This window comes from Streptomyces sp. NPDC058683 (genome assembly GCF_042716195.1).
Classification (GTDB): domain Bacteria; phylum Actinomycetota; class Actinomycetes; order Streptomycetales; family Streptomycetaceae; genus Streptomyces.
Window position 1 is genome coordinate 76,825 of the sequence record NZ_JBHXSK010000019.1, and the last position, 21,656, is coordinate 98,480.

General features: G+C 71.2%; 17 protein-coding genes. 9 read left to right on the forward strand and 8 right to left on the reverse strand.

What is annotated here, in order from left to right:
- Positions 1–6: 6 nt before the first annotated feature.
- Complete coding sequence (locus tag ACFWXC_RS22050; protein ID WP_384481074.1) at positions 7–1,125, reverse strand: ADP-ribosylglycohydrolase family protein; 1,119 nt, start codon at positions 1,123–1,125, stop codon at positions 7–9.
- Positions 1,122–2,450 carry an ADP-ribosylglycohydrolase family protein gene (locus tag ACFWXC_RS22055; RefSeq protein WP_384481076.1) on the reverse strand — a complete coding sequence of 443 codons (1,329 nt, stop codon included), beginning with the start codon at positions 2,448–2,450 and terminating at the stop codon, positions 1,122–1,124. Before ACFWXC_RS22055 ends, ACFWXC_RS22050 begins: the two co-directional genes overlap by 4 nt.
- Positions 2,451–2,746: 296 nt before the next feature.
- Between ACFWXC_RS22055 and ACFWXC_RS22060 the strand changes: the two genes are divergently transcribed.
- The 5 genes from ACFWXC_RS22060 to ACFWXC_RS22080 all read left to right on the forward strand — a co-directional run bounded on the left by ACFWXC_RS22060 (position 2,747) and on the right by ACFWXC_RS22080 (position 12,525).
- Positions 2,747–3,478: a VIT1/CCC1 transporter family protein gene (locus tag ACFWXC_RS22060; RefSeq protein ID WP_384481243.1), complete on the forward strand. Its 732-nt coding sequence runs from the start codon at positions 2,747–2,749 to the stop codon at positions 3,476–3,478.
- A 374-nt stretch (positions 3,479–3,852) separates the two neighbouring features.
- Positions 3,853–8,448 carry a glutamate synthase large subunit gene (gltB, locus tag ACFWXC_RS22065; protein WP_384481078.1) on the forward strand — a complete coding sequence of 1,532 codons (4,596 nt, stop codon included), beginning with the start codon at positions 3,853–3,855 and terminating at the stop codon, positions 8,446–8,448.
- The gene (locus ACFWXC_RS22070) at positions 8,441–9,901 is read left to right on the forward strand and encodes a glutamate synthase subunit beta (RefSeq protein ID WP_384481080.1); all 1,461 of its coding nucleotides are present in this window, start codon (positions 8,441–8,443) and stop codon (positions 9,899–9,901) included. The genes gltB and ACFWXC_RS22070 overlap by 8 nt, the downstream gene beginning before the upstream one ends.
- 149 nt (positions 9,902–10,050) lie before the next feature.
- Positions 10,051–10,776 carry a vWA domain-containing protein gene (locus ACFWXC_RS22075; protein WP_384481082.1) on the forward strand — a complete coding sequence of 242 codons (726 nt, stop codon included), beginning with the start codon at positions 10,051–10,053 and terminating at the stop codon, positions 10,774–10,776.
- An 87-nt stretch (positions 10,777–10,863) separates the two neighbouring features.
- On the forward strand, positions 10,864–12,525 hold the full coding sequence (locus tag ACFWXC_RS22080; protein ID WP_384481084.1) for a cytochrome bc complex cytochrome b subunit: 1,662 nt from the start codon (positions 10,864–10,866) through the stop codon (positions 12,523–12,525).
- A gap of 96 nt (positions 12,526–12,621) precedes the next feature.
- Here ACFWXC_RS22080 and ACFWXC_RS22085 read toward each other — a convergent pair whose 3' ends face one another.
- Positions 12,622–13,584, reverse strand: coding sequence for an acyl-CoA dehydrogenase family protein (locus tag ACFWXC_RS22085; RefSeq protein WP_384481086.1), 963 nt, complete (start codon positions 13,582–13,584; stop codon positions 12,622–12,624).
- 1 nt (position 13,585) lies between these two features.
- Entirely contained in the window at positions 13,586–14,725 is a 1,140-nt protein-coding gene (locus tag ACFWXC_RS22090) for an acyl-CoA dehydrogenase family protein (RefSeq protein WP_384481245.1), read from the reverse strand.
- A 53-nt stretch (positions 14,726–14,778) separates the two neighbouring features.
- Between ACFWXC_RS22090 and ACFWXC_RS22095 the strand changes: the two genes are divergently transcribed.
- From ACFWXC_RS22095 to ACFWXC_RS22105, 3 genes are read left to right on the forward strand one after another with little or no spacing between them, the layout of a single operon-like run.
- Entirely contained in the window at positions 14,779–15,567 is a 789-nt protein-coding gene (locus ACFWXC_RS22095) for an SDR family oxidoreductase (RefSeq protein WP_384481088.1), read from the forward strand.
- Positions 15,568–15,592: 25 nt separating this feature from the next.
- The gene (locus ACFWXC_RS22100) at positions 15,593–16,204 is read left to right on the forward strand and encodes a TetR/AcrR family transcriptional regulator (RefSeq protein ID WP_384481090.1); all 612 of its coding nucleotides are present in this window, start codon (positions 15,593–15,595) and stop codon (positions 16,202–16,204) included.
- Between the two features lie 46 nt (positions 16,205–16,250).
- The gene (locus tag ACFWXC_RS22105; RefSeq protein WP_384481092.1) at positions 16,251–17,408 is read left to right on the forward strand and encodes an acetyl-CoA C-acetyltransferase; all 1,158 of its coding nucleotides are present in this window, start codon (positions 16,251–16,253) and stop codon (positions 17,406–17,408) included.
- On the opposite strand, the gene ACFWXC_RS22110 is transcribed toward ACFWXC_RS22105, so the two are convergent.
- Genes ACFWXC_RS22110 through ACFWXC_RS22125 form a run of 4 tightly spaced genes read right to left on the reverse strand, consistent with a single transcriptional unit; the run spans position 17,392 to position 20,771 of the window.
- Positions 17,392–18,450 (reverse strand): NAD(P)H-dependent flavin oxidoreductase, encoded by a 1,059-nt coding sequence (locus ACFWXC_RS22110; protein ID WP_384481094.1) that lies wholly within the window; start codon positions 18,448–18,450, stop codon positions 17,392–17,394. The two genes, ACFWXC_RS22105 and ACFWXC_RS22110, sit on opposite strands and share 17 nt — an antisense overlap.
- A complete protein-coding gene (locus tag ACFWXC_RS22115) occupies positions 18,450–19,178 on the reverse strand; it encodes a CoA-transferase subunit beta (protein WP_384481097.1) in 729 nt (242 codons plus the stop codon). The genes ACFWXC_RS22110 and ACFWXC_RS22115 overlap by 1 nt, the downstream gene beginning before the upstream one ends.
- Complete coding sequence (locus ACFWXC_RS22120; RefSeq protein ID WP_384481099.1) at positions 19,178–20,026, reverse strand: CoA transferase subunit A; 849 nt, start codon at positions 20,024–20,026, stop codon at positions 19,178–19,180. The genes ACFWXC_RS22115 and ACFWXC_RS22120 overlap by 1 nt, the downstream gene beginning before the upstream one ends.
- The gene (locus ACFWXC_RS22125) at positions 20,019–20,771 is read right to left on the reverse strand and encodes an enoyl-CoA hydratase family protein (RefSeq protein WP_384481101.1); all 753 of its coding nucleotides are present in this window, start codon (positions 20,769–20,771) and stop codon (positions 20,019–20,021) included. The genes ACFWXC_RS22120 and ACFWXC_RS22125 overlap by 8 nt, the downstream gene beginning before the upstream one ends.
- A gap of 125 nt (positions 20,772–20,896) precedes the next feature.
- Here ACFWXC_RS22125 and ACFWXC_RS22130 point away from each other — a divergent pair, with 125 nt between their 5' ends.
- Entirely contained in the window at positions 20,897–21,655 is a 759-nt protein-coding gene (locus ACFWXC_RS22130; protein ID WP_384481103.1) for an SDR family oxidoreductase, read from the forward strand.
- Position 21,656 lies beyond the last annotated feature (1 nt).

Consider the following 21,656-nt stretch of genomic DNA (forward strand, 5'->3'; position numbering starts at 1 on the left):
ACCGAATCATCCACCTGGACGGGCCGGTTGTGTGGCTTCCAGGAGTTCGGCGAGTTCCACGAGGTCGGTGCCGGTGAGGCGGGGGAGGGCGCAGCCGGAGAGGGAGCGGCAGGCGTCCCGCCAGGACGGTGGGATCGAGTCGCCGCCGCCGAGGGCGCCGGTGAGCGCGCCGGCCAGGGCGGGGGCCGAGTCGGCGACCCGGGAGAGACAGGCGGCGGCGGGCACGGCCTCGGCGATCCGGCCGCGTGCGGCGGTGGCGAGGGCGAGGGCGACCGGGACGGTTTCGGCGGCGGCGATGCCGTAGCTGTAGACGTGGTCGACGATTTGGTGTTCGAGGAGGGGGACGAGGGCGAACGCGGTGTCGGCCGTGGCGGTGAGGGTCAGGGCGTGGCGGGCGTTGCGGCCGATCTCGGTGGCCTCGGGGAGTTCGGCGAGCGCGGCGGCCACGCAGGTCTCCACCTCGGCGCCGACGAGGGCGAGGGCGAGGGCCGCCGCCATGGCGCGGGCGCCGTGCACTCCGTCGCCGTCCTGGGTGTAGCGGGCGTCGAACTCGGCGAGGTCGGCGGCGCGTTGGGGGTCGCCGGGGTGGGCGACGGCGAGCGCGCAGGCGCGGACGCAGGCGGCGTCGTCGAAGTAGTGCGGGTTGTCGTGGCCGGTGGCGGGCGGGCGCAGGCCGGTGGCGAGGTTGCCGAGGCCGGCGCGGACGGAGATACGGGCGCGCAGGGGGAGGACGGCCGACTCGATCTCGGGGGCGCGCTCCGCGGCGGCGGCGACCTCGGAGGCGACGGCGGTCCAGGTGAGGTCGATGGCGGCGCGGGTACGGAGCTCACGGCTGAGGTCGGCGAGGGCGGTGTCGTCGCCGGCGCGCAGGACGGCTTCCGCGGCGAAGGCGGCCCACTCGGCGTCGTCGGAGGGGCCGAGGCGGAGGGGCTCGGGGGGCTGGTTGAGGGCGATGGGGACGGGGAGGGTGGTGGTCGCGTTCTGTTCGGCGAAGGTGTCGAGTTCTCGGGTGAGACGGCGGGTCCACTCCGGCATGCGGGCGGCGCGGTGGCGCGCGGCGGGCCAGCCGGCGGCGTCGCCTGCGGCGAGGCCGAGCAGGAGCCCCTCGATACGACGCCGGTTCACCGCAGCCCCCCGCAGCAGCCGCCCTCCAGAGGGCTCCGCCCCCTGACCCCCCAATCCCTCGCCCACCCACCACCCGACTCGGTCGGCAGAGAGGCAGAGGCAGAGGGACAGGGCTCGGCGGGTTGAAAGGCGGGCGTGGAGGGGTGTGGCTCTGTCGGCAGGGAAGCGGGCGTGGAGGGGTGCGGCTCGGTGGGTCGGTGGGTTGGTGTGGAGGGGTGTGGCTCGTTCGCTAGCGGTGCCGGTGTTGAAGGGCGTGGTTTGTTCGGTAGCCGTGTCGTAGGTCGTGACTCGGTTGGCTGGGGGGTCGGCGGCGTGGGGTGGGGCTTTGCCGCGCCCGTCAGGAGTTCTGCCACCTCCAGTACGTGTTGGCCCGCCATCGACGGGAGGCAGCTGCCGCGGGCCGGGCCGATGGCCGTCGCCCACTCCGTCGGGATCGCCGTCTCTCCCTGGGTCGCTCCCGCCAGCGCGCCGGCCACCGCCGCTGTCGTGTCCGCGTCGCGGCCCATGTTGACGGCTGTCAGCACCGCGTCCCGGAAGTCGCCGTCCGCCGCCGCGTACGCGCCGAAGGCCAGGGCCACCGCCTCCGGGGCCAGGTCGGTCCACGGGTAGCCGCCGATGACGACCGCGGAGCGGACCGCCCGTTCGCCCCGGTGGGCCACCGAGACGGCTCGGCGCAGGGAGCGGGCCGTCCAGGAGTCGTCCGGGACCACCGCCAGCGCGGCCGCGACCACCGCCGTCGGAGGTGCTCCCGCCATCGCCGCCGCCACGCCCGCCGCCACCGCCTGGCCGCCGTAGATGCCCTCGCCCTCGTGGCTCACCGAACCGTCGATCGCGACCAGCCGGGCCGCCTCGGCCGGCCGGCCCGCCGCGAAGACGCCGAAGGGCGCCGCCCGCATGGCCAGGCCGTCGCTCCAGGCGTGCCGGTGCTGGGCGGAGATGGGGGCGGCGAGGCCCCGGCGGAGGTTCTCCAGGGTGCCGCGTTCGCTGAAGCCGGCGCCCTTGAAGGGACCCTCGGCGCGGTCGGCGATCCACTCGTGCCAGGCCGCCTCGACATGGGCCGGGGTGAGTGCCGAGCCGTGGCGGGCGAGCAGGAGGCCGGAGAAGATCGCGTACTCGGTGTCGTCCGTGCCGGCCGGGGTGTCGGTGACGTACCCCGTGATGCGGCCCCAGCGGGCGCGGATCTCGGAGGGCTTCATGTTCTCCGCCGGCGCCCCGAGCGCGTCGCCCACGGCCAGGCCCAGCAGCGCGCCCCGCGCCCGGTCGTGCAGGGGGGAGGCGCGCTCTTCGGGGGCGGGGACCGACGGGGTGCAGACGATCGATGACATGGGCGGGCCTCTCCGGGAGGGGTCGCGCGCCGGGGCGCGGAACCGTTTGCGGATGTGTCCCACCAACGGCGGTTGACCGCAGCCTGTAAGGCCTCCACATCACCCGGTCGACATATGTGCACTGCCTCGCACAAGTGAGCGTAGAAGGGTAAAGCCGCAGGTTAGCCGAGCCTCTCCTTGCTGGCGGAGGGGAATGCCGGAGCGTAGTGTCGATGTTGTCGAAAGATGGAATGAGTCCAGAATTAGCTTTGCCTCAGCTTACTTGGGGCATGGTCGAGACCTTTTGGGGGACCCGCATGGCCGTCATCGAGACCCGGGCGACGCTGCACGAGGCGCACCGCGACAACCACACCCACCGGGATGTGAACGGAGGGTGGCTGCGGCCCGCGGTCTTCGGTGCCATGGACGGGCTCGTCTCCAACCTCGCCCTGATCACCGGTGTCGCCGGCGGGGCCGTCAGTCACCAGACCATCGTCATCACCGGGCTCGCGGGCCTCGCCGCCGGCGCCTTCTCCATGGCCGCCGGCGAGTACACCTCCGTCGCCTCGCAGCGCGAGCTGGTCGAGGCCGAGCTGGACGTGGAGCGCGGGGAGCTGCGCAGGCATCCGCAGGACGAGGAGGCCGAGCTGGCCGCGCTGTACGAGGCGAGAGGGGTCGATGCGCCGCTCGCACGGGAGGTCGCCCGGCAGCTGTCCGCCGATCCCGAGCAGGCGCTGGAGATACATGCCCGCGAGGAGCTGGGCATCGACCCCGGTGACCTGCCCTCGCCGCTGGTCGCCGCCGTGTCGTCCTTCGGCTCGTTCGCGCTGGGCGCACTGCTGCCCGTACTGCCGTTTCTGCTCGGCGCCACCGTGCTCTGGCCCGCTCTGCTGCTCGCGCTCGTCGGGCTGTTCGGCTGTGGTGCCGTGGTGGCCAAGGTGACCGCGCGGACCTGGTGGTTCAGCGGTCTGCGGCAGCTCGCGCTGGGTGCCGCCGCGGCTGGTGTGACGTACGCCCTGGGCAGCCTGTTCGGAACCGCCGTAGGATAGCTCGACCGCTACTTATGCATTGGGCCGCATAAGTAGCCGTTACTCGCTGGTTTCGATTGCTTAACCACTGGGCATGAGCCGTAAGCACCGCAGGCAAGGACGCCTGACGTGTACCTGTGGGGTGACGACGACGCTCACCCTCGCCCCCGCGGACCGATGGACACGGATCTGTCCGGATCGGTCCCCCACCACCTTCGCCGCCTGAGCGGCACCACGCCGTAAACCCCTGCGGCGTCCGCATGTTGGAACGGTGTATCCAGTTCCCGAGAACCGCTCCATCATGTAACCTGCGTGAAATTTCGCAACAAAAACGCAGAGGGCCAGCGTCGTCCCTCGGCACCTGCTATATGCCACTGACGACGACGGGAGAGCCGATGCGTACGCCGCGCCAGCCGTCCCAGCACTCCACGAATGGCCTGAACTGGTCGTTCATGGATGCTCGCCCTGCTGCACAGGGTATGTACGACCCCCGCAACGAGCGCGACGCCTGTGGCGTCGGCTTTGTGGCCACCCTCACCGGCGAGGCGAGCCACGCGCTGGTCGAGCAGGCGCTCACGGTTCTGCGCAACCTGGAGCACCGCGGCGCGACCGGCTCCGAGCCCGACTCCGGTGACGGCGCCGGCCTGCTCTCCCAGGTACCGGACGCCTTCTTCCGTGAGGTGGCCGGATTCGAACTGCCGGCGGCCGGTTCGTACGCCGTCGGTATCGCCTTCCTGCCGGAGGACGGCATCGAGGACGTCGTCTCGCGGATCGAGACGATCGCCGGCGAGGAGGGCCTCACCGTCCTCGGCTGGCGCGAGGTTCCGGTCGCCCCGGAGCTGCTCGGCGCCACCGCCCGCTCCACCATGCCGGTCTTCCGGCAGGTCTTCGTCACCGACCACGCCAGCGAGGGCATCGCGCTGGACCGTCGGGCGTTCGTGCTGCGCAAGCGCGCCGAGCGCGAGGCGGGCGTCTACTTCCCCTCGCTGTCCGCCCGGACCATCGTCTACAAGGGCATGCTGACCACCGGCCAGCTGGAGCCCTTCTTCCCGGACCTGTCCGACCGCCGCTTCGCATCCGCGATCGCGCTCGTGCACTCCCGGTTCTCCACCAACACCTTCCCGTCGTGGCCGCTCGCGCACCCCTACCGGTTCGTCGCGCACAACGGTGAGATCAACACCGTCAAGGGCAACCGCAACTGGATGGTGGCCCGCGAGTCCCAGCTGGTCTCTGACCTGTTCGGGCCGCAGGAGAAGCTGGACCGCGTCTTCCCGATCTGCACGCCCGACGCCTCCGACTCGGCGTCCTTCGACGAGGTGCTGGAACTCCTGCACCTGGGCGGGCGCTCGCTGCCGCACTCCGTGCTGATGATGATCCCGGAGGCGTGGGAGAACCACGACTCCATGGACCCGGCCCGGCGCGCCTTCTACGGCTTCCACTCCACGATGATGGAGCCCTGGGACGGCCCGGCCTGCGTCACCTTCACCGACGGCTCCCAGGTCGGCGCCGTTCTCGACCGCAACGGTCTGCGTCCGGGCCGCTACTGGGTCACCGACGAGGGCCTGGTCGTCCTCGGCTCCGAGGTCGGCGTCCTCGACATCGACCCCGCCAAGGTCGTCCGCAAGGGCCGCCTGCAGCCCGGCAAGATGTTCCTCGTCGACACCGTCGAGCACCGCATCATCGAGGACGACGAGATCAAGGCGGGCCTCGCGGCCGCACAGCCCTACGCCGAGTGGCTGGAGGCCGGCGAGATCGAGCTGAGCGACCTGCCCGAGCGTGAGCACATCGTGCACACCCACGCCTCGGTCACCCGCCGCCAGCAGACCTTCGGCTACACCGAGGAAGAGCTGCGCGTCATCATCGCGCCGATGGCCAAGGCCGGTGCCGAGCCGATCGGCTCCATGGGCACCGACTCGCCGATCGCGGCGCTGAGCGAGCGCCCGCGACTGCTCTTCGACTACTTCACCCAGCTGTTCGCGCAGGTCACCAACCCGCCGCTGGACGCGATCCGGGAAGAGCTCGTGACGAGTCTGCGCTCGTCCCTCGGCCCCGCGGGCAACCTGCTCGACCCGAACGCCGCCTCCTGTCGCTCCGTCGTGCTGCCCTTCCCGGTGATCGACAACGACGAGCTGGCCAAGCTCATCCACATCAACGCCGACGGCGACATGCCCGGCTTCAAGGCCGCGACCCTGTCCGGTCTGTACCGGGTCTCCGGCGGCGGCGACACCCTCGCCGCGCGGATCGAGGAGATCTGCGCCGAGGCCGACGCCGCCATCGAGAACGGCGCCCGGCTCATCGTCCTGTCGGACCGGCACTCGGACGCCGAGCACGCGCCGATCCCCTCGCTGCTGCTCACCGCGGCCGTCCACCACCACCTCATCCGCACCAAGCAGCGCACCCAGGTGGGCCTGCTCGTCGAGGCCGGTGACGTCCGCGAGGTCCACCACGTCGCCCTGCTCATCGGCTTCGGCGCCGCCGCCGTCAACCCGTACCTGGCGATGGAGTCCGTCGAGGACCTGACCCGCGCGGGCACCTTCCTGCCGGGCATGGAGTCCGAGCAGGCCATCCGCAACCTGATCTACGCCCTCGGCAAGGGCGTCCTGAAGGTCATGTCCAAGATGGGCATCTCCACGGTCGCCTCCTACCGGGGCGCCCAGGTCTTCGAGGCCGTCGGTCTGGACACCGCGTTCGTCGAGAAGTACTTCAACGGCACCGCCACCAAGATCGGCGGCGTCGGCATCGACGTCATCGCCAAGGAGGTCGCCGCCCGCCACGCCAAGGCGTACCCGGCCTCCGGCATCGCGCCGGCCCACCGCGCCCTGGACATAGGGGGCGAGTACCAGTGGCGCCGCGAGGGCGAGCCGCACCTGTTCGACCCGGAGACGGTCTTCCGCCTCCAGCACTCGACGCGTGCCAACCGCTACGACATCTTCAAGAAGTACACGGGCCGGGTGAACGAGCAGTCCGAGCGGCTCATGACGCTCCGCGGGCTCTTCGGCTTCAAGAGCGACCGTCCGTCGATTTCCATCGACGAGGTCGAGCCGGTCCCCGAGATCGTCAAGCGCTTCTCCACCGGCGCCATGTCGTACGGCTCCATCTCGCGCGAGGCCCACGAGACCCTCGCCATCGCCATGAACCAGCTGGGCGGCAAGTCCAACACCGGTGAGGGCGGCGAGGACCCGGACCGGCTGTACGACCCGGCGCGGCGCAGCGCCATCAAGCAGGTGGCGTCCGGCCGCTTCGGTGTGACCTCCGAGTACCTGGTCAACGCGGACGACATCCAGATCAAGATGGCCCAGGGCGCCAAGCCCGGCGAGGGCGGCCAGCTGCCCGGCCACAAGGTCTACCCGTGGGTCGCCAAGACCCGGCACTCCACCCCGGGTGTCGGCCTGATCTCCCCGCCGCCGCACCACGACATCTACTCCATCGAGGACCTGGCCCAGCTGATCCACGACCTCAAGAACGCGAACCCGCAGGCGCGGATTCACGTCAAGCTGGTCTCGGAGGTCGGCGTCGGCACGGTCGCCGCCGGTGTGTCGAAGGCGCACGCGGACGTCGTGCTCATCTCCGGCCACGACGGCGGTACGGGTGCCTCCCCGCTGACCTCGCTGAAGCACGCGGGCGGCCCCTGGGAACTCGGTCTCGCCGAGACCCAGCAGACCCTGCTCCTCAACGGCCTGCGGGACCGGATCGTCGTCCAGACCGACGGCCAGCTGAAGACCGGCCGGGACGTGGTCATCGCCGCGCTGCTCGGCGCCGAGGAGTTCGGTTTCGCGACCGCACCGCTCGTCGTCTCCGGCTGCATCATGATGCGCGTCTGCCACCTGGACACCTGCCCGGTCGGCGTCGCCACCCAGAACCCGGTGCTGCGCGACCGCTTCAACGGCAAGGCCGAGTACATCGTCAACTTCTTCCGGTTCATCGCCGAGGAGGTCCGCGAGATCCTCGCCGAACTGGGCTTCCGCACCATCGAGGAAGCCGTCGGCCACGCGGAGACGCTCGACGTCACCCGCGCCGTGAACCACTGGAAGGCGCAGGGCCTGGACCTGGCCCCGCTCTTCCACGTGCCCGAACTGCCCGCGGGCGCGGCCCTGCACCAGACGATCGCGCAGGACCACGGCCTGGAGAAGGCCCTGGACAACGAGCTGATCAAGCTCGCCTCGGACGCCCTGGCCGCCTCCAGCGCCACCGACGCCCAGCCGGTGCGCGCCCAGATCAAGGTGCGCAACATCAACCGCACGGTCGGCACCATGCTCGGCCACGAGGTGACGAAGAAGTTCGGCGGCGCGGGCCTGCCCGACGACACCATCGACATCACCTTCACCGGCTCGGCCGGCCAGTCCTTCGGCGCCTTCCTGCCGCGCGGTGTCACGCTCCGCCTGGAGGGCGACGCCAACGACTACGTCGGCAAGGGCCTCTCCGGCGGCCGGGTCATCGTGCGCCCCGACCGGAACGCCGACCACCTCGCCGAGTTCTCCACGATCGCGGGCAACACCATCGCGTACGGCGCCACCGGCGGCGAGCTGTTCCTGCGCGGTCGTACGGGCGAGCGGTTCTGTGTCCGCAACTCCGGTGCGCTGGTGGTCTCGGAGGGCGTGGGCGACCACGGCTGCGAGTACATGACCGGCGGTCACGCGGTGGTCCTGGGCGAGACGGGCCGCAACTTCGCGGCCGGTATGTCCGGTGGCATCGCGTACGTCATCGACCTGAACCGCGACAACGTCAACGTCGGCAACGTGGACGCCGTCGAGGCCCTGGACGACGCGGACAAGCAGTGGCTGCACGACGTGGTGCGCCGCCACGCCGAGGAGACCGGCTCCACGGTCGCCGAGAAGCTGCTCGCCGACTGGGACACGGCCGCCCAGCGGTTCAGCAAGATCATTCCTGGCACGTACAAGGCAGTGCTCGCCGCCAAGGACGCCGCCGAGCGAGCGGGTCTCTCCGAGACCGAGATCACCGAGAAGATGATGGAGGCGGCGATCAATGGCTGACCCGAAGGGCTTCCTGACCCACGGCCGCGAGGTCGCCCGGACCCGTCCCGTCACCGAGCGCGTCCAGGACTGGAACGAGGTCTACGTCCCCGGCTCGCTGCTGCCGATCATCAGCAAGCAGGCCGGCCGGTGCATGGACTGCGGCATCCCGTTCTGCCACAACGGCTGTCCGCTGGGGAACCTGATCCCCGAGTGGAACGACTTCGCCTACCGCGAGGACTGGACGGCCGCCTCGGAGCGCCTGCACGCGACCAACAACTTCCCGGAGTTCACCGGTCGCCTCTGCCCGGCCCCGTGCGAGTCGGCGTGCGTGCTCGGCATCAACCAGCCGGCCGTCACCATCAAGAACGTCGAGGTCTCCATCATCGACAAGGCGTGGGAAGCGGGCACCGTCGCCCCGCAGGCCCCGGAGCGCCTGTCCGGCAAGACCGTCGCCGTGATCGGCTCGGGCCCGGCGGGCCTCGCCGCCGCCCAGCAGCTCACCCGGGCCGGCCACACGGTCGCCGTCTACGAGCGCGCCGACCGCGTCGGTGGCCTGCTCCGCTACGGCATCCCCGAGTTCAAGATGGAGAAGCGGCACATCAACCGCCGTATCGAGCAGATGCGCGCGGAGGGCACCCGCTTCCGTACCGGCATCGAGATCGGCCGCGACCTCAAGGCGACCGACCTGAAGAAGCGGTACGACGCGATCGTGATCGCCGCCGGTGCGACGACCGCCCGTGACCTCCCGGTTCCCGGGCGGGAGCTGAAGGGCGTCCACCAGGCGATGGAGTACCTGCCGCTGTCGAACAAGGTCCAGGAGGGTGACTACGTCACCGCCCCGATCTCGGCCGCGGGCAAGCACGTCGTCGTCATCGGCGGCGGCGACACCGGCGCGGACTGCGTGGGCACCGCCCACCGTCAGGGCGCGGCCTCGGTCACCCAGCTGGAGATCATGCCCAGGCCGGGCGAGGACCGGGCGCCGCACCAGCCGTGGCCGACCTTCCCGATGCTCTACAAGGTCACCTCGGCGCACGAGGAGGGCGGTGAGCGGGTCTACTCCGTCTCCACCACCCACTTCGAGGGCGACGAGGACGGCAACGTCCAGTGGCTGCACCTCACCGAGGTGGAGTTCATCGACGGCAAGCTGACCCCGAAGCCGGGCACCGAGCGCCGGATCCCGGCCCAGCTGGTCACCCTCGCGATGGGCTTCACCGGCACCGACCGGGACAACGGCCTGGTCGAGCAGTTCGGTCTCGACCTCGACGAGCGCGGCAACGTCGCCCGCGACGCCGAGTTCCAGACCAACGTGCCCGGCGTCTTCGTCGCCGGTGACGCCGGCCGCGGCCAGTCCCTGATCGTCTGGGCGATCGCGGAGGGCCGCTCGGCCGCCAAGGGCGTCGACCGCTTCCTGACCGGAGCGAGCGAACTCCCGGCCCCGATCCGCCCGACGGACCGCTCGCTGATGGTCTGATCCACCCCGAAGAACGTCCCGTACAAAGGCGTACGGAACACATTGCGGCGCCTGCCCGCCAGTCCCCGACCGGACGACTGGGCAGGTGCCGCAGCATTTCCCCGATCAAGTAATCTCGGCTTCCTGACCGTGAACCGGGGGGAGTGGGGATGGCCGCGATCAGTCTCAGCAAGGTGGCGGAGAGCGCGCCCGCGCTGGTCGGGTCGTACCGGTCGGCGGGGATCTCCCTCACCAAGCACGGACTCGACGGACTCCGGGCCGCCGTCTACCTGGTCGTCGACTACTCCGGTTCCATGAAGCCGTACTACGCCGACGGCAGTGTGCAGGCCCTCGCCGACCGGGTGCTGGGCCTGTCCGCACATCTGGACGACGACGGCCGGGTCCCCGTCGTCTTCTTCTCCACCGGCATCGACGCGGTCACCGACATCAGCCTCGCCGAGCACCAGGGCCGTATCGAGAAGATCGCGGCCGGGCTCGGGCACATGGGCAAGACCAGCTACCACCTGGCCATGGACGCCGTCATCGACCACTACCTCGACAGCGGCGCCACCGCGCCCGCCCTGGTCGTCTTCCAGACCGACGGCGGCCCGATCAACAAGCTCGCCGCCGAACGCTACCTGTGCAAGGCGGCCAGGCTGCCGCTGTTCTGGCAGTTCGTCGGCTTCGGAGACCCGCACAGCAAACAGTTCGACTTCCTGCGCAAGCTCGACGAGCTGGCGGTGCCGGGCAAGCGGGCGGTGGACAACGCGGGCTTCTTCCACGCCGGTTCGGACCCGATGAAGGTGCCGGACGGTCAGCTGTACGACCGTCTCGTCGGAGAGTTCCCGCAGTGGCTGGCGGCGGCCCGGGCGGCGGGCATCGTACGGGCTGACTGAGCCGACGGACTTTACGCCGCACCGTTGGCTGTCGGGGTCCTGTCATGCCACCCTGAGGGGTGATCCGGCGGGGAGGCGACGCGACGTATGGACGACGCGGCACGAACGGTGAACGGCTCGGTACGGGTGGGGAGTTCGGCGAGCAGGGAGAACCCGCCGGGCAAGGGTGAGAAGCTCGCGGACTGGGCCGACGGGCGCCTCGGGATATACGGCCTGGCCAAGGCCAACATGCGCAAGGTGTTCCCGGACCACTGGTCCTTCATGCTGGGCGAGGTCTGCCTCTACAGCTTCCTCATCCTGATCCTCACGGGCATCTACCTCACCCTCTTCTTCGAGCCCAGCGGCGCCGAGGTCGTCTACCACGGCTCCTACGAGCCGATGAACGGCATCATCATGACCAAGGCGTACGAGTCGACGCTGCACATCAGCTTCGACGTACGCGGCGGACTGCTGATCCGGCAGATCCACCACTGGGCGGCGCTGGTCTTCGTCGCCGGGATGTTCGTCCACATGATGCGGGTGTTCTTCACCGGCGCCTTCCGCAAGCCGCGCGAGGTCAACTGGCTGTTCGGCTGGACCCTGCTGTTCCTCGCCATCCTCACCGGCCTGACCGGCTACTCGCTCCCCGACGACCTGCTCTCCGGCACCGGCGTCCGGTTCGCCGACGGCGCGATCCTGTCGATCCCGATCGTCGGCTCGTACCTCTCGATGTTCCTGTTCGGCGGGGAGTTCCCGGGCCACGACATCATCTCCCGGTTCTTCCCGATCCACGTCCTGCTGCTGCCCGGGATCATGCTGGGGCTGGTGGTGGCCCACCTGATCCTGGTCTTCTACCACAAGCACACCCAGTACCCCGGGCCAGGACGAGACCAGAAGAGCGTCGTCGGCATGCCCTTCCTGCCGGTCTACATGGCCAAGGCCGGCGGCTTCTTCTTCCTCACCTTCGGCATCCTCGCGATCATCGGCGCCATCGCCACCATCAACCCGGTGTGGGCCTTCGGGCCGTACCGCCCGGACCTGGTGACCACCGGCGCGCAACCCGACTGGTACCTCGGCTTCTCCGAGGGCCTGATCCGGGTGATGCCCGGCTGGGAGATCAACGGCTGGGGCCACACCCTGGAGCTGGGGGTCCTCATCCCCTTCTCGCTCTTCCCGCTCTTCCTGGTGGCCATCGGCGTCTACCCGTTCGTCGAGGCGTGGATCACCGGCGACAAGCGCGAGCACCACATCCTCGACCGCCCGCGCAACGTCCCCGTCCGCACCGCGCTCGGCGTGGCCTGGCTCAGCATCTACTTCGTCCTGCTGATCGGCGGCGGCAACGACGTCGTCGCCACCCATCTCCATCTCTCCATCAACTCGATCACCTGGTTCGTGCGGATCTCCGTCTTCGTCGTCCCCGTCCTCGCCTTCATCACCACCAAGCGGATCTGCCTCGGCCTGCAACGCCGGGACCGCGACAAGGTGCTGCACGGCCGGGAGACCGGCCTCATCAAGATGCTTCCGCACGGCGAGTACATCGAGGTCCACGAACCCCTCGGCCAGGACAGCCTGTTCGTCCTCACCCAGCACGAACAGAACCCGCCGTACGAGATCGGCCCGCTGGAGGACGCGAACGGCGTACGCCGGAAGGTCACCCTCGTCCAGCGGGCACGCGCGAGCCTGGCGAAGAGCATGTTCGGCCCGGACACCCACATCCCGAAGCCGACACAGGAGGAGTACCGGGAACTGACGAGTGGGGATCACCACTAGAGAGCCCGAGGAGAAGCGCCCCTTCAGGGGCGCGGGGCTGTATTGGATATGCGGCTGCCGCCGCGTGGGCGCGGTCAGCCCCCACCGGTCCGCAGTTCACATACGGCCCTGCAGAACCGTATTTCTGCACTCCTCCGGCGTCCCCCAAGCCCCCCGCAACGCCCGCGCCTTGGTCAGCCACAACGACAGGTCGTACTCCGCCGTGTAGCCGATCGCCCCATGCAGTTGCAGCGCGGCCCTGGAGCTGAGATACGCCGCCTCGCACGCGCTGAGCTTCGCCGCGGCCACATCCGACGGAGTCATCGTCACCGCCGCCCCGAAGACCACCGGCCGGGCGAACTCCAGCGCGATCTTCACGTCGGCCAGCTGATGCTTCACCGCCTGGAACGAGCCGACGGGCACCCCGAACTGACTCCGCTGTCTGACGTAGGCCACCGTGCGGTCGAGCAGTGCCAGCCCGACCCCCAGTGCCTGCGCGGCCACCGCCAGCCGGGCCCAGGTCAGCGCATCCGCCCACGCCGGCTCCGCGCTGATCAGCTCACCGACCGGGGCGAGCGGTGTGAGCCGGCGCGCGGGGTCCAGGGACCGGCGTACCGCACCGGCGCCGGGGGAGAGCCGCAAGCCCTCCGGCGTCGCGGCCAGTCGCACATCCGCCGCGTCCCCGTCCAGCGCGTACCCGTACCCGTGCTCGGCGACCGTCACCGTCGCCAGGGTCTCTCCCGAGGCGATCCCCGGCAGGAACCGCTTCGCGAGGTCGGTCCGCTCACCGAGCAGCACCGCCGCGGCCACCGTCTCCACCAGCGGACCGGGAACCGCATACCGCCCCAACTCCACGAGTGCGAGCGCGAGTTCCACAGCCCGGAGCCCTGCCCCGCCGTACTCCTCGGGCACCGCGAGGCCGAACACCCCCGCCGCGCCGATACGTCCCCACAGCGCCCGTCCGCTCGTGTGCTCCCCGCGGCTCCACTCCCGTATCACCGCCGGTGTGTCCGCTGCCGTCAGCAGCGCCCGCAGGGAGGCGGCGAAGTCACGCTGCTCGGTGTCGAGGAGGAAACGCATGTCAGCGGCGTCCCTTCGGCAGGCCGAGCAGGCGCTCGGCGATGATGTCGCGCTGGATCTCGTTGGTGCCCGCGTAGATGGGCCCGGCGAGCGAGAAGACGTATCCCTCGGACCACGAGGTGTCCGCCAACTCACCCTCCGCGCCCAGCAGATCGAGTGCCGTCTCGTGCAGCGCCAGGTCCAGTTCGGACCAGAACACCTTGTTCAGGCTGGACTCGGGGCCGAGCGACTCGCCGTCCAGGAAGCGGGAGGCGGCCGCGTAGGTGAAGAGCTGGTAGGCGCGGGCGCCGGCGACCGCGTCGGCGACCCGGCCCGCGGCGGACTCCGGGGCGCCCCGCGCCCGCCACAGCTGCAGCAACCGGTCCGCGGCGGCCAGGAACCGGCCCGGTGACCGCAGCGTCAGCCCCCGCTCGTTGCCCGCCGCCGACATCGCTATCCGCCAGCCCTCGCCCGGCTCGCCGATCACGTCCTCGTCGGGGACGAACACCTCGTCCAGGAAGAGTTCCGCGAATGCCGGCCTGCCGTCGAGGCGGCCGATCGGGCGGACCGTGACCCCCGGTGCGCGCAGGTCGAACATCAGGTAGGTGAGCCCCTGATGCGGCTTGGGGGCATCCGGATGGCTGCGGAACAGGCCGAACGCGCGGTCGGCGAACGCGGCCCGTGACGACCAGGTCTTCTGCCCGCCGAGCAGCCAGCCGCCGTCCGTCCGCACCGCCTTGGAGGTGAGGGAGGCCAGATCGGAACCGGCCCCCGGCTCGGACCACGCCTGCGCCCAGACCACCTCGCCGGTGGCCATCGGCGGCAGCACCCGCGCGCGTTGCTCCTGCGTGCCGTGGTCGAAGAGGGTCGGCGCGAGCAGGCTGATGCCGTTCTGGCCGACCCGGCCCGGCGCGCCCGCCGCGTGGTACTCCTCCTCGAAGACCAGCCAGCGGATCAGCCCCGCGTCCCGGCCGCCGAACCGCTCGGGCCAGGACACCACCGACCAGCGGTCCGCGGCCAGTTCGGCCTCCCACGCGCGGTGCGCCGCGAAGCCCTCCGCGGTCTCCAGGGAGGGCAGCGGTGTGCCGGGCACGTGCGCCGTGAGCCAGGCGCGGGCCTCGGCGCGGAACTCCTCGTCGGCCGGTGTGTGGGTGAGGTCCACGGTCGCCGTCACCATCCTTCCCTAACAAGTGTTTGGTAGGTTAGCGTGGCCCTATGACAGGCGTCGAGAGTCCGGAGTACGTACCCGGGCACGGGCTGCTGACAGGGCGCACCGCCGTCGTCACCGCCGCGGCCGGGGCGGGGATCGGCGGTGCCACCGCACGCCGCTTCCTGGAGGAGGGCGCGCGCGTACTGATCAGCGACGCGCACACGCGACGGCTGAAGGAGTACGAGGCCGAGCTGGCGGGTGCGCATCCGGGCGCCGTGACCGCGGTGCCCTGTGACGTGACCGACGAGGGGCAGGTGCGGGCCCTGTTCGAGACCGCCGTACGGGACCACGGGCGGCTGGACATTGTCGTCAACAACGCCGGTCTGGGCGGTACTTCGGCCCTGGTCGACATGGACGACGAGCAGTGGGCGCGAGTCCTGGACGTCACTCTCAACGGCACCTTCCGGTGCCTGCGCGCCGCCCTGCGGCTCTTCCGCGAGAGCGGACGGGGCGGGGTCGTCGTCAACAACTCCTCCGTCGTCGGGTGGCGTGCCCAGGCCGGCCAGGCGCACTACGCCGCCGCCAAGGCCGGGGTGATGGCGCTGACCCGGTGCGCGGCGATCGAGGCGGCCGAGTACGGGGTGCGGGTCAACGCCGTGGCGCCCAGCCTCGCCATGCATCCGCACCTGGTGAAGGTGACCTCCGCCGAACTGCTGGAGGAGCTGACCGCGCGCGAGGCCTTCGGGCGGTACGCCGAGCCCTGGGAAGTGGCCAACACGATCGTCTTCCTGGCGTCCGGCTACTCCTCCTACCTCACGGGAGAGGTCGTCTCCGTCAGCAGTCAGCATCCCTGACCACCGGAGTGCTCACAATGGACCCGTGCCGACCAAGAAGAAGCCCCAGGTGACCGCGGCCCCCGCCCGGCGCCGCGAACTCCTCGAAACCGCCGCCGAGGTCTTCGCCGAGCAGGGCTACAACGCCACCACCGTACGCAAGATCGCGGACCACGCGGGCATGCTCGCGGGCAGCCTCTACTACCACTTCGACTCCAAGGAATCGATGCTGGAGGAGATTCTGCGGACCTTCCTCGACGAGCTCTGGGGCGGCTACGACACCGTCCTGGACGCCGGACTCGGTCCCCGCGAGACCCTCGAAGCCCTGGTCACCGAGTCCTTCCGGGAGATCGACCGGCACCGCGCCGCCGTCGCGATCTACCAGAAGGAGAGCAGGCAACTGGTCGCGCAGGAGAGATTCACCTTCCTTGCCGAGTCGCAGCGCAAGTTCGAGAAGGCGTGGCTGTCCACGCTGGAGCACGGGGTCGCCGCACGCGTCTTCCGCGCCGACCTCGACGTCCGCCTCACCTACCGGTTCGTGCGCGACACCGTGTGGGTCGCCGCCTCCTGGTACCGGCCCGGCGGACAGCACAGCCCGGAGGAGATCGCCCGGCAGTACCTGTCGATGGTGCTGGACGGGATCGCCGTCCGTGAGTAGCTCACCCATTCGCTGAAAACCCCTTTCTGGTCAGGGAGTTGCTGACATGGCCGAGGCCTACATAGTCGAAGCGGTGCGTACGCCCGTCGGGCGGCGCCGGGGCGGACTGAGCGGGGTCCACCCGGCCGATCTGGGCGCCCATGTGCTGACCGCCCTGGTCCAGCGGTCGGGCATCGACCCGGCGGCCGTCGAGGACGTCGTCTTCGGCTGCCTCGACGCGGTCGGACCGCAGGCCGGTGACATCGCCCGGACCGCCTGGCTGGCGGCCGGGCTGCCCGAGGAGGTGCCGGGTGTGACCGTCGACCGGCAGTGCGGCTCCTCCCAGCAGGCCGTGCACTTCGCCGCGCAGGCCGTGCTCTCCGGCACCCAGGACCTGGTGGTCGCGGGCGGTGTCCAGAACATGTCGCAGATCCCGATCGCCTTCGCCTCCCGGCAGGCCGCCGAGCCGCTGGGGCTGACCGAGGGCCCCTTCCTGGGCAGCGAGGGCTGGCGGGCCCGGTACGGCCGGCAGCCCGTCAACCAGTTCGCCGGCGCCGAGATGATCGCCGCCAAGTGGGGCATCACCCGCCGGGACCAGGAGGAGTTCGCCCTGAACTCCCACCGGAGGGCACTGCGCGCCATCGACGAGGGCCGCTTCGAGCGCGAGAGCGTGCCCTACGGCCCGGTCGCCGTGGACGAGGGGCCGCGCCGGGACACCTCCCTGGAGAAGATGGCCGCCCTCAAGCCGGTCGTCGACGGCGGCACCATCACCGCCGCCTGCTCCTCCCAGGTCTCCGACGGCGCCGCCGCGATGCTGCTCGCCTCCGAACGGGCCGTCCGCGAACACGGACTGCGCCCCCGCGCCCGCGTCCACCACCTCTCCGTCCGCGGCGAGGACCCCATCCGGATGCTCTCCGCCCCCATCCCGGCCACCGCGCACGCCCTGAAGAAGACCGGCCTGACCATCGACGCCATCGACCTCGTCGAGATCAACGAGGCCTTCGCCCCGGTCGTCCTGGCCTGGCTCAAGGAGACCGGCGCCGACCCCGCCAAGGTCAACGTCAACGGCGGCGCGATCGCCCTCGGCCACCCCCTCGGCGCCACCGGCGTCAGGCTGATGACCACCCTCCTGCACGAACTGGAACGCACCGGCGGCCGCTTCGGCCTCCAGACGATGTGCGAGGGCGGCGGCCAGGCCAACGTGACGATCATCGAGCGGCTCTGAGCCCCTCCAGTCCCCGCACCACCTCGTCCGCCTCCTTCATGACGCGTGCTATCAGCTCCGCGCACGACGGCAGGTCGTCGATCAGCCCGGCGACCTGCCCGGACGCCATCACCCCGAGATCCGTGCGGCCGTCCACCATCGCCGATCTGAGCAGCATCGGGGTGTTGGCGGCGAGCAGTACCTGACTCCAGGACAGGTCCTTGCCGTGCCGCAGGGCCAGACCGTCGCGGACCATCTGCCGCCAGGTCAGCCCGGAGAGTCTCCGGAAGGCGGCCGCATGGCGCACGGCCCGCAGCAGCCGTCGCGTCCGGCCGGTGTTCTCCAGGGAGTCGACCAGCGGGGTCCGCAGCATCCGGTGCGGCAGCCCGTCCACCGCCCTGGTCACCGTGACGTCCTTGACCGTCGCCGCCAGATACCTCGCCTTCACCGCGTTCGGCACCGTCGAGTCCGAGGTGAGCAGGAAACGGGTCCCCATCGCGACCCCCGCCGCCCCGTACGCCAGCGCCGCCACCAGTCCACGCCCGTCGAAGAAACCCCCGGCGGCCACCACCGGTATCCGCACCGCGTCCACCACCTGCGGCAGCAGCACGCTCGTCGCCACCTCCCCGGTGTGCCCGCCGCCCTCACCGCCCTGCACGATCACCGCGTCCGCGCCCCACGCCGCGACCTTCTCGGCGTGCCGCCGCGCCCCGACGGAGGGGATCACCACCACGCCCGCCCCCTTCAACTCGGTGATCAGCTCGGGGGAGGGCGCGAGCGCGAAGGACGCCACCCGCACGCCCCCGTCGACGATCAGCCGGACCCGGTCGCCGGCGTCGGCCGCGTCCGCCCGCAGATTCACCCCGAACGGGGCGTCCGTACGGCATCGCACCTCGGCTATCGCGGCACGCAGCTGGTCGAGGGTCATCGTCGCGGAGGCCAGGATGCCCAGAGCCCCGGCGTTGGCCGTCGCGGAGACCAGACGGGGGCCCGCCACCCAGCCCATCCCCGTCTGCACGATCGGATACCGGACCCCGACCAGCCGGGTGAGTGCGGTCTCCATCAGCCCGCGACCTCCTTCGTCCGCGCCCCGCCGGGATCCAGCACCTCATGGATCAGCCGCAGCTCCTCCGGGCCCGGTTCGCGGGTGTACGGCACCTCGTCCGGGACGGCGAGCTCGAAGTCCGTGGCCTCCCGCACCTGGCCGACGCTCACCCCCGGATGCAGTGCGGCCAGCCGCATCGAGCGGTCCGGGGTCTCGAAGTCGAAGACGCCGAGGTCGGTGACGACCCTCGGGATGCGGTGGAAGCGTTCCGTGCCCGGGTGCTCGGCCACCCGGTCGTACCCCACCCCGCACACCATGTCGACCTTCGCCACGAACACCCGCCGGGAGTGCTTCGGGACCCAGTAACTCGTCGGGTTGTTCAGTGTGTTGAGGGGAGCGCCGCGCACGCCGAGCAGCTGGCGGCGGGGCCGGGACCAGTCACCGATGGCCGAGATGTTCTGGTTGCCGTACCGGTCGAGCTGGCTCGCGCCCATCATCACGTGCCGGCGGCCACCGGCCACCAGGGTGAGGTGCTGCCGGTAGGGCAGCCAGCCCTCGGGGGTGCCGTCCGGGCGGACCAGCAGGGCCTCGCCGTCGGTCAGCAGCAGGTCGGGGGCGAAGGTGAGCCGGGCCAGCCGGGCGCCCAGGGAGGGGATCAGACCCATCGGGCTCGCCAGGATCTCACCGGAGCCGCGCCAGGCCTCGGCGCAGGCGATGACACAGTAGTCGGCGCGCAGTACGTCCATCAGCCCTGCTCCTCCTGCCAGTCCCGCACCGCCGAGCGGTAGGCCTGCTCGTCCCCGGCCAGGAACCGCTCGGAGAACTCCGCCCACGGGGTCCTCGCGTACAGCCGCTGGAAGCCCTCGTCCCGCCCGTAGTCCGGGGCGCAGGAGGTGAAGTGCGCACCGCCCGGGGCCTCCACGACCCCCGTCACGTGCAGCCGCTTGACCAGCAGCGACTGCGCGGCCGCCGCCTTCGTCAACTCGGCCGTGTCCACGATCTGTTCGCAGGAGACATAGGCGGTGTCCGCCGCCTCGCAGAACAGGTCGTCGAAGTACGGGTCCGGGCCCAGATACTGCCCGTTGCCCAGCCGGTCGGCGCGGTTGACGTGGACCAGGGCCGCGTCCAGGCGCAGGGCGGGCATCGCCACGAACGTCTCCCCGTCGTCGTACGGCGACGTCACCGTCCGCAGGCCGGGGTTGACCCGCATGACGTCCGAGCCGAGCCCCGCGCGCACCGGCAGGAAGGGCAGCCGGTTCGCGGCCGCGCGCAGGCCCCACATGAACATGCCCTCGTCGACCTCCGTCAGCTCGAACGCCGCGCGCTCGCGCGCCGCCCGGTAGTGCGGTTCCAGCGGGATGGAGTCGAGGGTGACGAAGGCCGTCACCAGCCTGCGCACCCGGCCGGCCGCGACCAGCATCCCGACGTCCGGGCCGCCGTAGGAGACCACGGTGAGGTCGTCGATGCCGCTCCGGAGTACGGCTCTGACCAGGGACATCGGCTTGCGTCGGGAACCCCAGCCGCCGATGCCGAGGGTCATGCCGCTGGTCAGCCGGGCGACGGCCTCGTCGGCGGTCATCGTCTTGTCAGTCACTCCCCGCACCCTCCTTCCCGAAGGTGTCACGGACCCGGTCGGCCACCCCGCTGAGGGCGGCCTCGAAGGTGAAACCCTGTTCCCATCGGTAGCTGCGCCGCACGTCGACGGGGTCGATGCCGTTGATGGCGGCCTTGGCCAGGCGCAGCAGCCGGCCGTCCTTGGCGGCTATCTCCCGGGCCAGCTCCAGTGCCGCCGAGAACAGTTCCCCGCGCGGCACCACCCGCCACACCGAGCCGTGGGCGTGCAGCTGGGCCGCCGTCGCTGTGCGCGAGGTGTAGTACAGCGTCCGCATCAGATGCGGCGGGACCAGCCGGGCCAGATGCGTGGCCGCGCCCAGCGCGCCCCGGTCCAGCTCGGGCAGCCCGAAGACGGCGTCCTCGCTCGCCACGATCGCGTCCGCGTTGCCCACCAGGCCTATCCCGCCGCCCAGACAGAAGCCGTGCACGGCCGCCACCACCGGGGTCTCGCACTCGTACACCGCCGCGAAGGCCTCCGCGCAGGCCCGGTTGGCGCCGAGCAGCGCCTCGTTCCCGTCCGCCTGTATCTCCTTGATGTCCACGCCCGCGTTGAAACCGCGGCCCTGCGCGGCCAGCACCACACACCGGGTTTCGGGGTCGCGGCCCGCCGCGCGCACCGCGTCCGCCAGCGCGAACCAGCCGCGCACCGGCAGCGCGTTCACCGGCGGGTGGTCGACCGTGACCAGCGCGACGCCCTTTTCCGGAAACGAGGTGGAGACACCCATGGACGCATCAGCTACCTTCGCACTCAGCTGCCTTTCCACCAAACATTTGTTAGGTGTGAGGCTTCGAAGCTAGCAGCCGCTGCGAGCAAGCGGGAGGCCCTGTGGAAAACCCGGAACGAGGCCCTGTGGACGACTCGCTGCGCGGCCGGACCGTCGTGGTCACCGGCGGTACCAGGGGCGTGGGCGCCGGAATCGCCCGGGCCTTCGCCGAGGCCGGCGCACACGTTCTGACCTGTGCCCGCCGGCCGCCCGGACAACCCCTCGACGGCATCGAGTTCACCCCCCTCGACCTGCGCGACCCGCCCGCCGTGCGCGCCTTCTTCGACGCCCTGCCCCGGGTCGACGTGCTCGTCAACAACGCGGGCGGCACCCCCTACCGGCGGCTCGCCGAAGCGGACGCCGAGCGGCACGCCCGGGTGATCGAGCTGAACCTCCTCACCCCGCTGACCGCCTCCCTCGCCGCCTACGAGCACCTGCGACGGGCCCGGGGCGCCGTGGTGATGATCGGCAGTGTCAGCGGCGGCCGCCCCTCGCCGGGCTCCGCCGCCTACGGCGCGGCCAAGGCGGGACTGGAGAACCTCGCCCGGTCCATGGCGGTGGAGTGGGCGCCGGAGGTCCGGGTCAACACGCTGGTCGTCGGCATGGTCCGCACCGAGCTGGCCCACCTCCACTACGGCGGCCAGGACGGCGTCGACGCCGTCTCCCGCACCGTCCCGCTGGGCCGCCTCGCCGCCCCGTCCGACATCGGCGCCGCCGCCGTCTTCCTCGCCTCCGACGCGGCCGCCTACATCAGCGGGGCGAGCCTGCTCGTGCACGGCGGCGGGGAACGGCCCCCCTTTCTCGACGCCGCGACTGCCAACAAGCCGTCCGACAAGGAGGACTGAG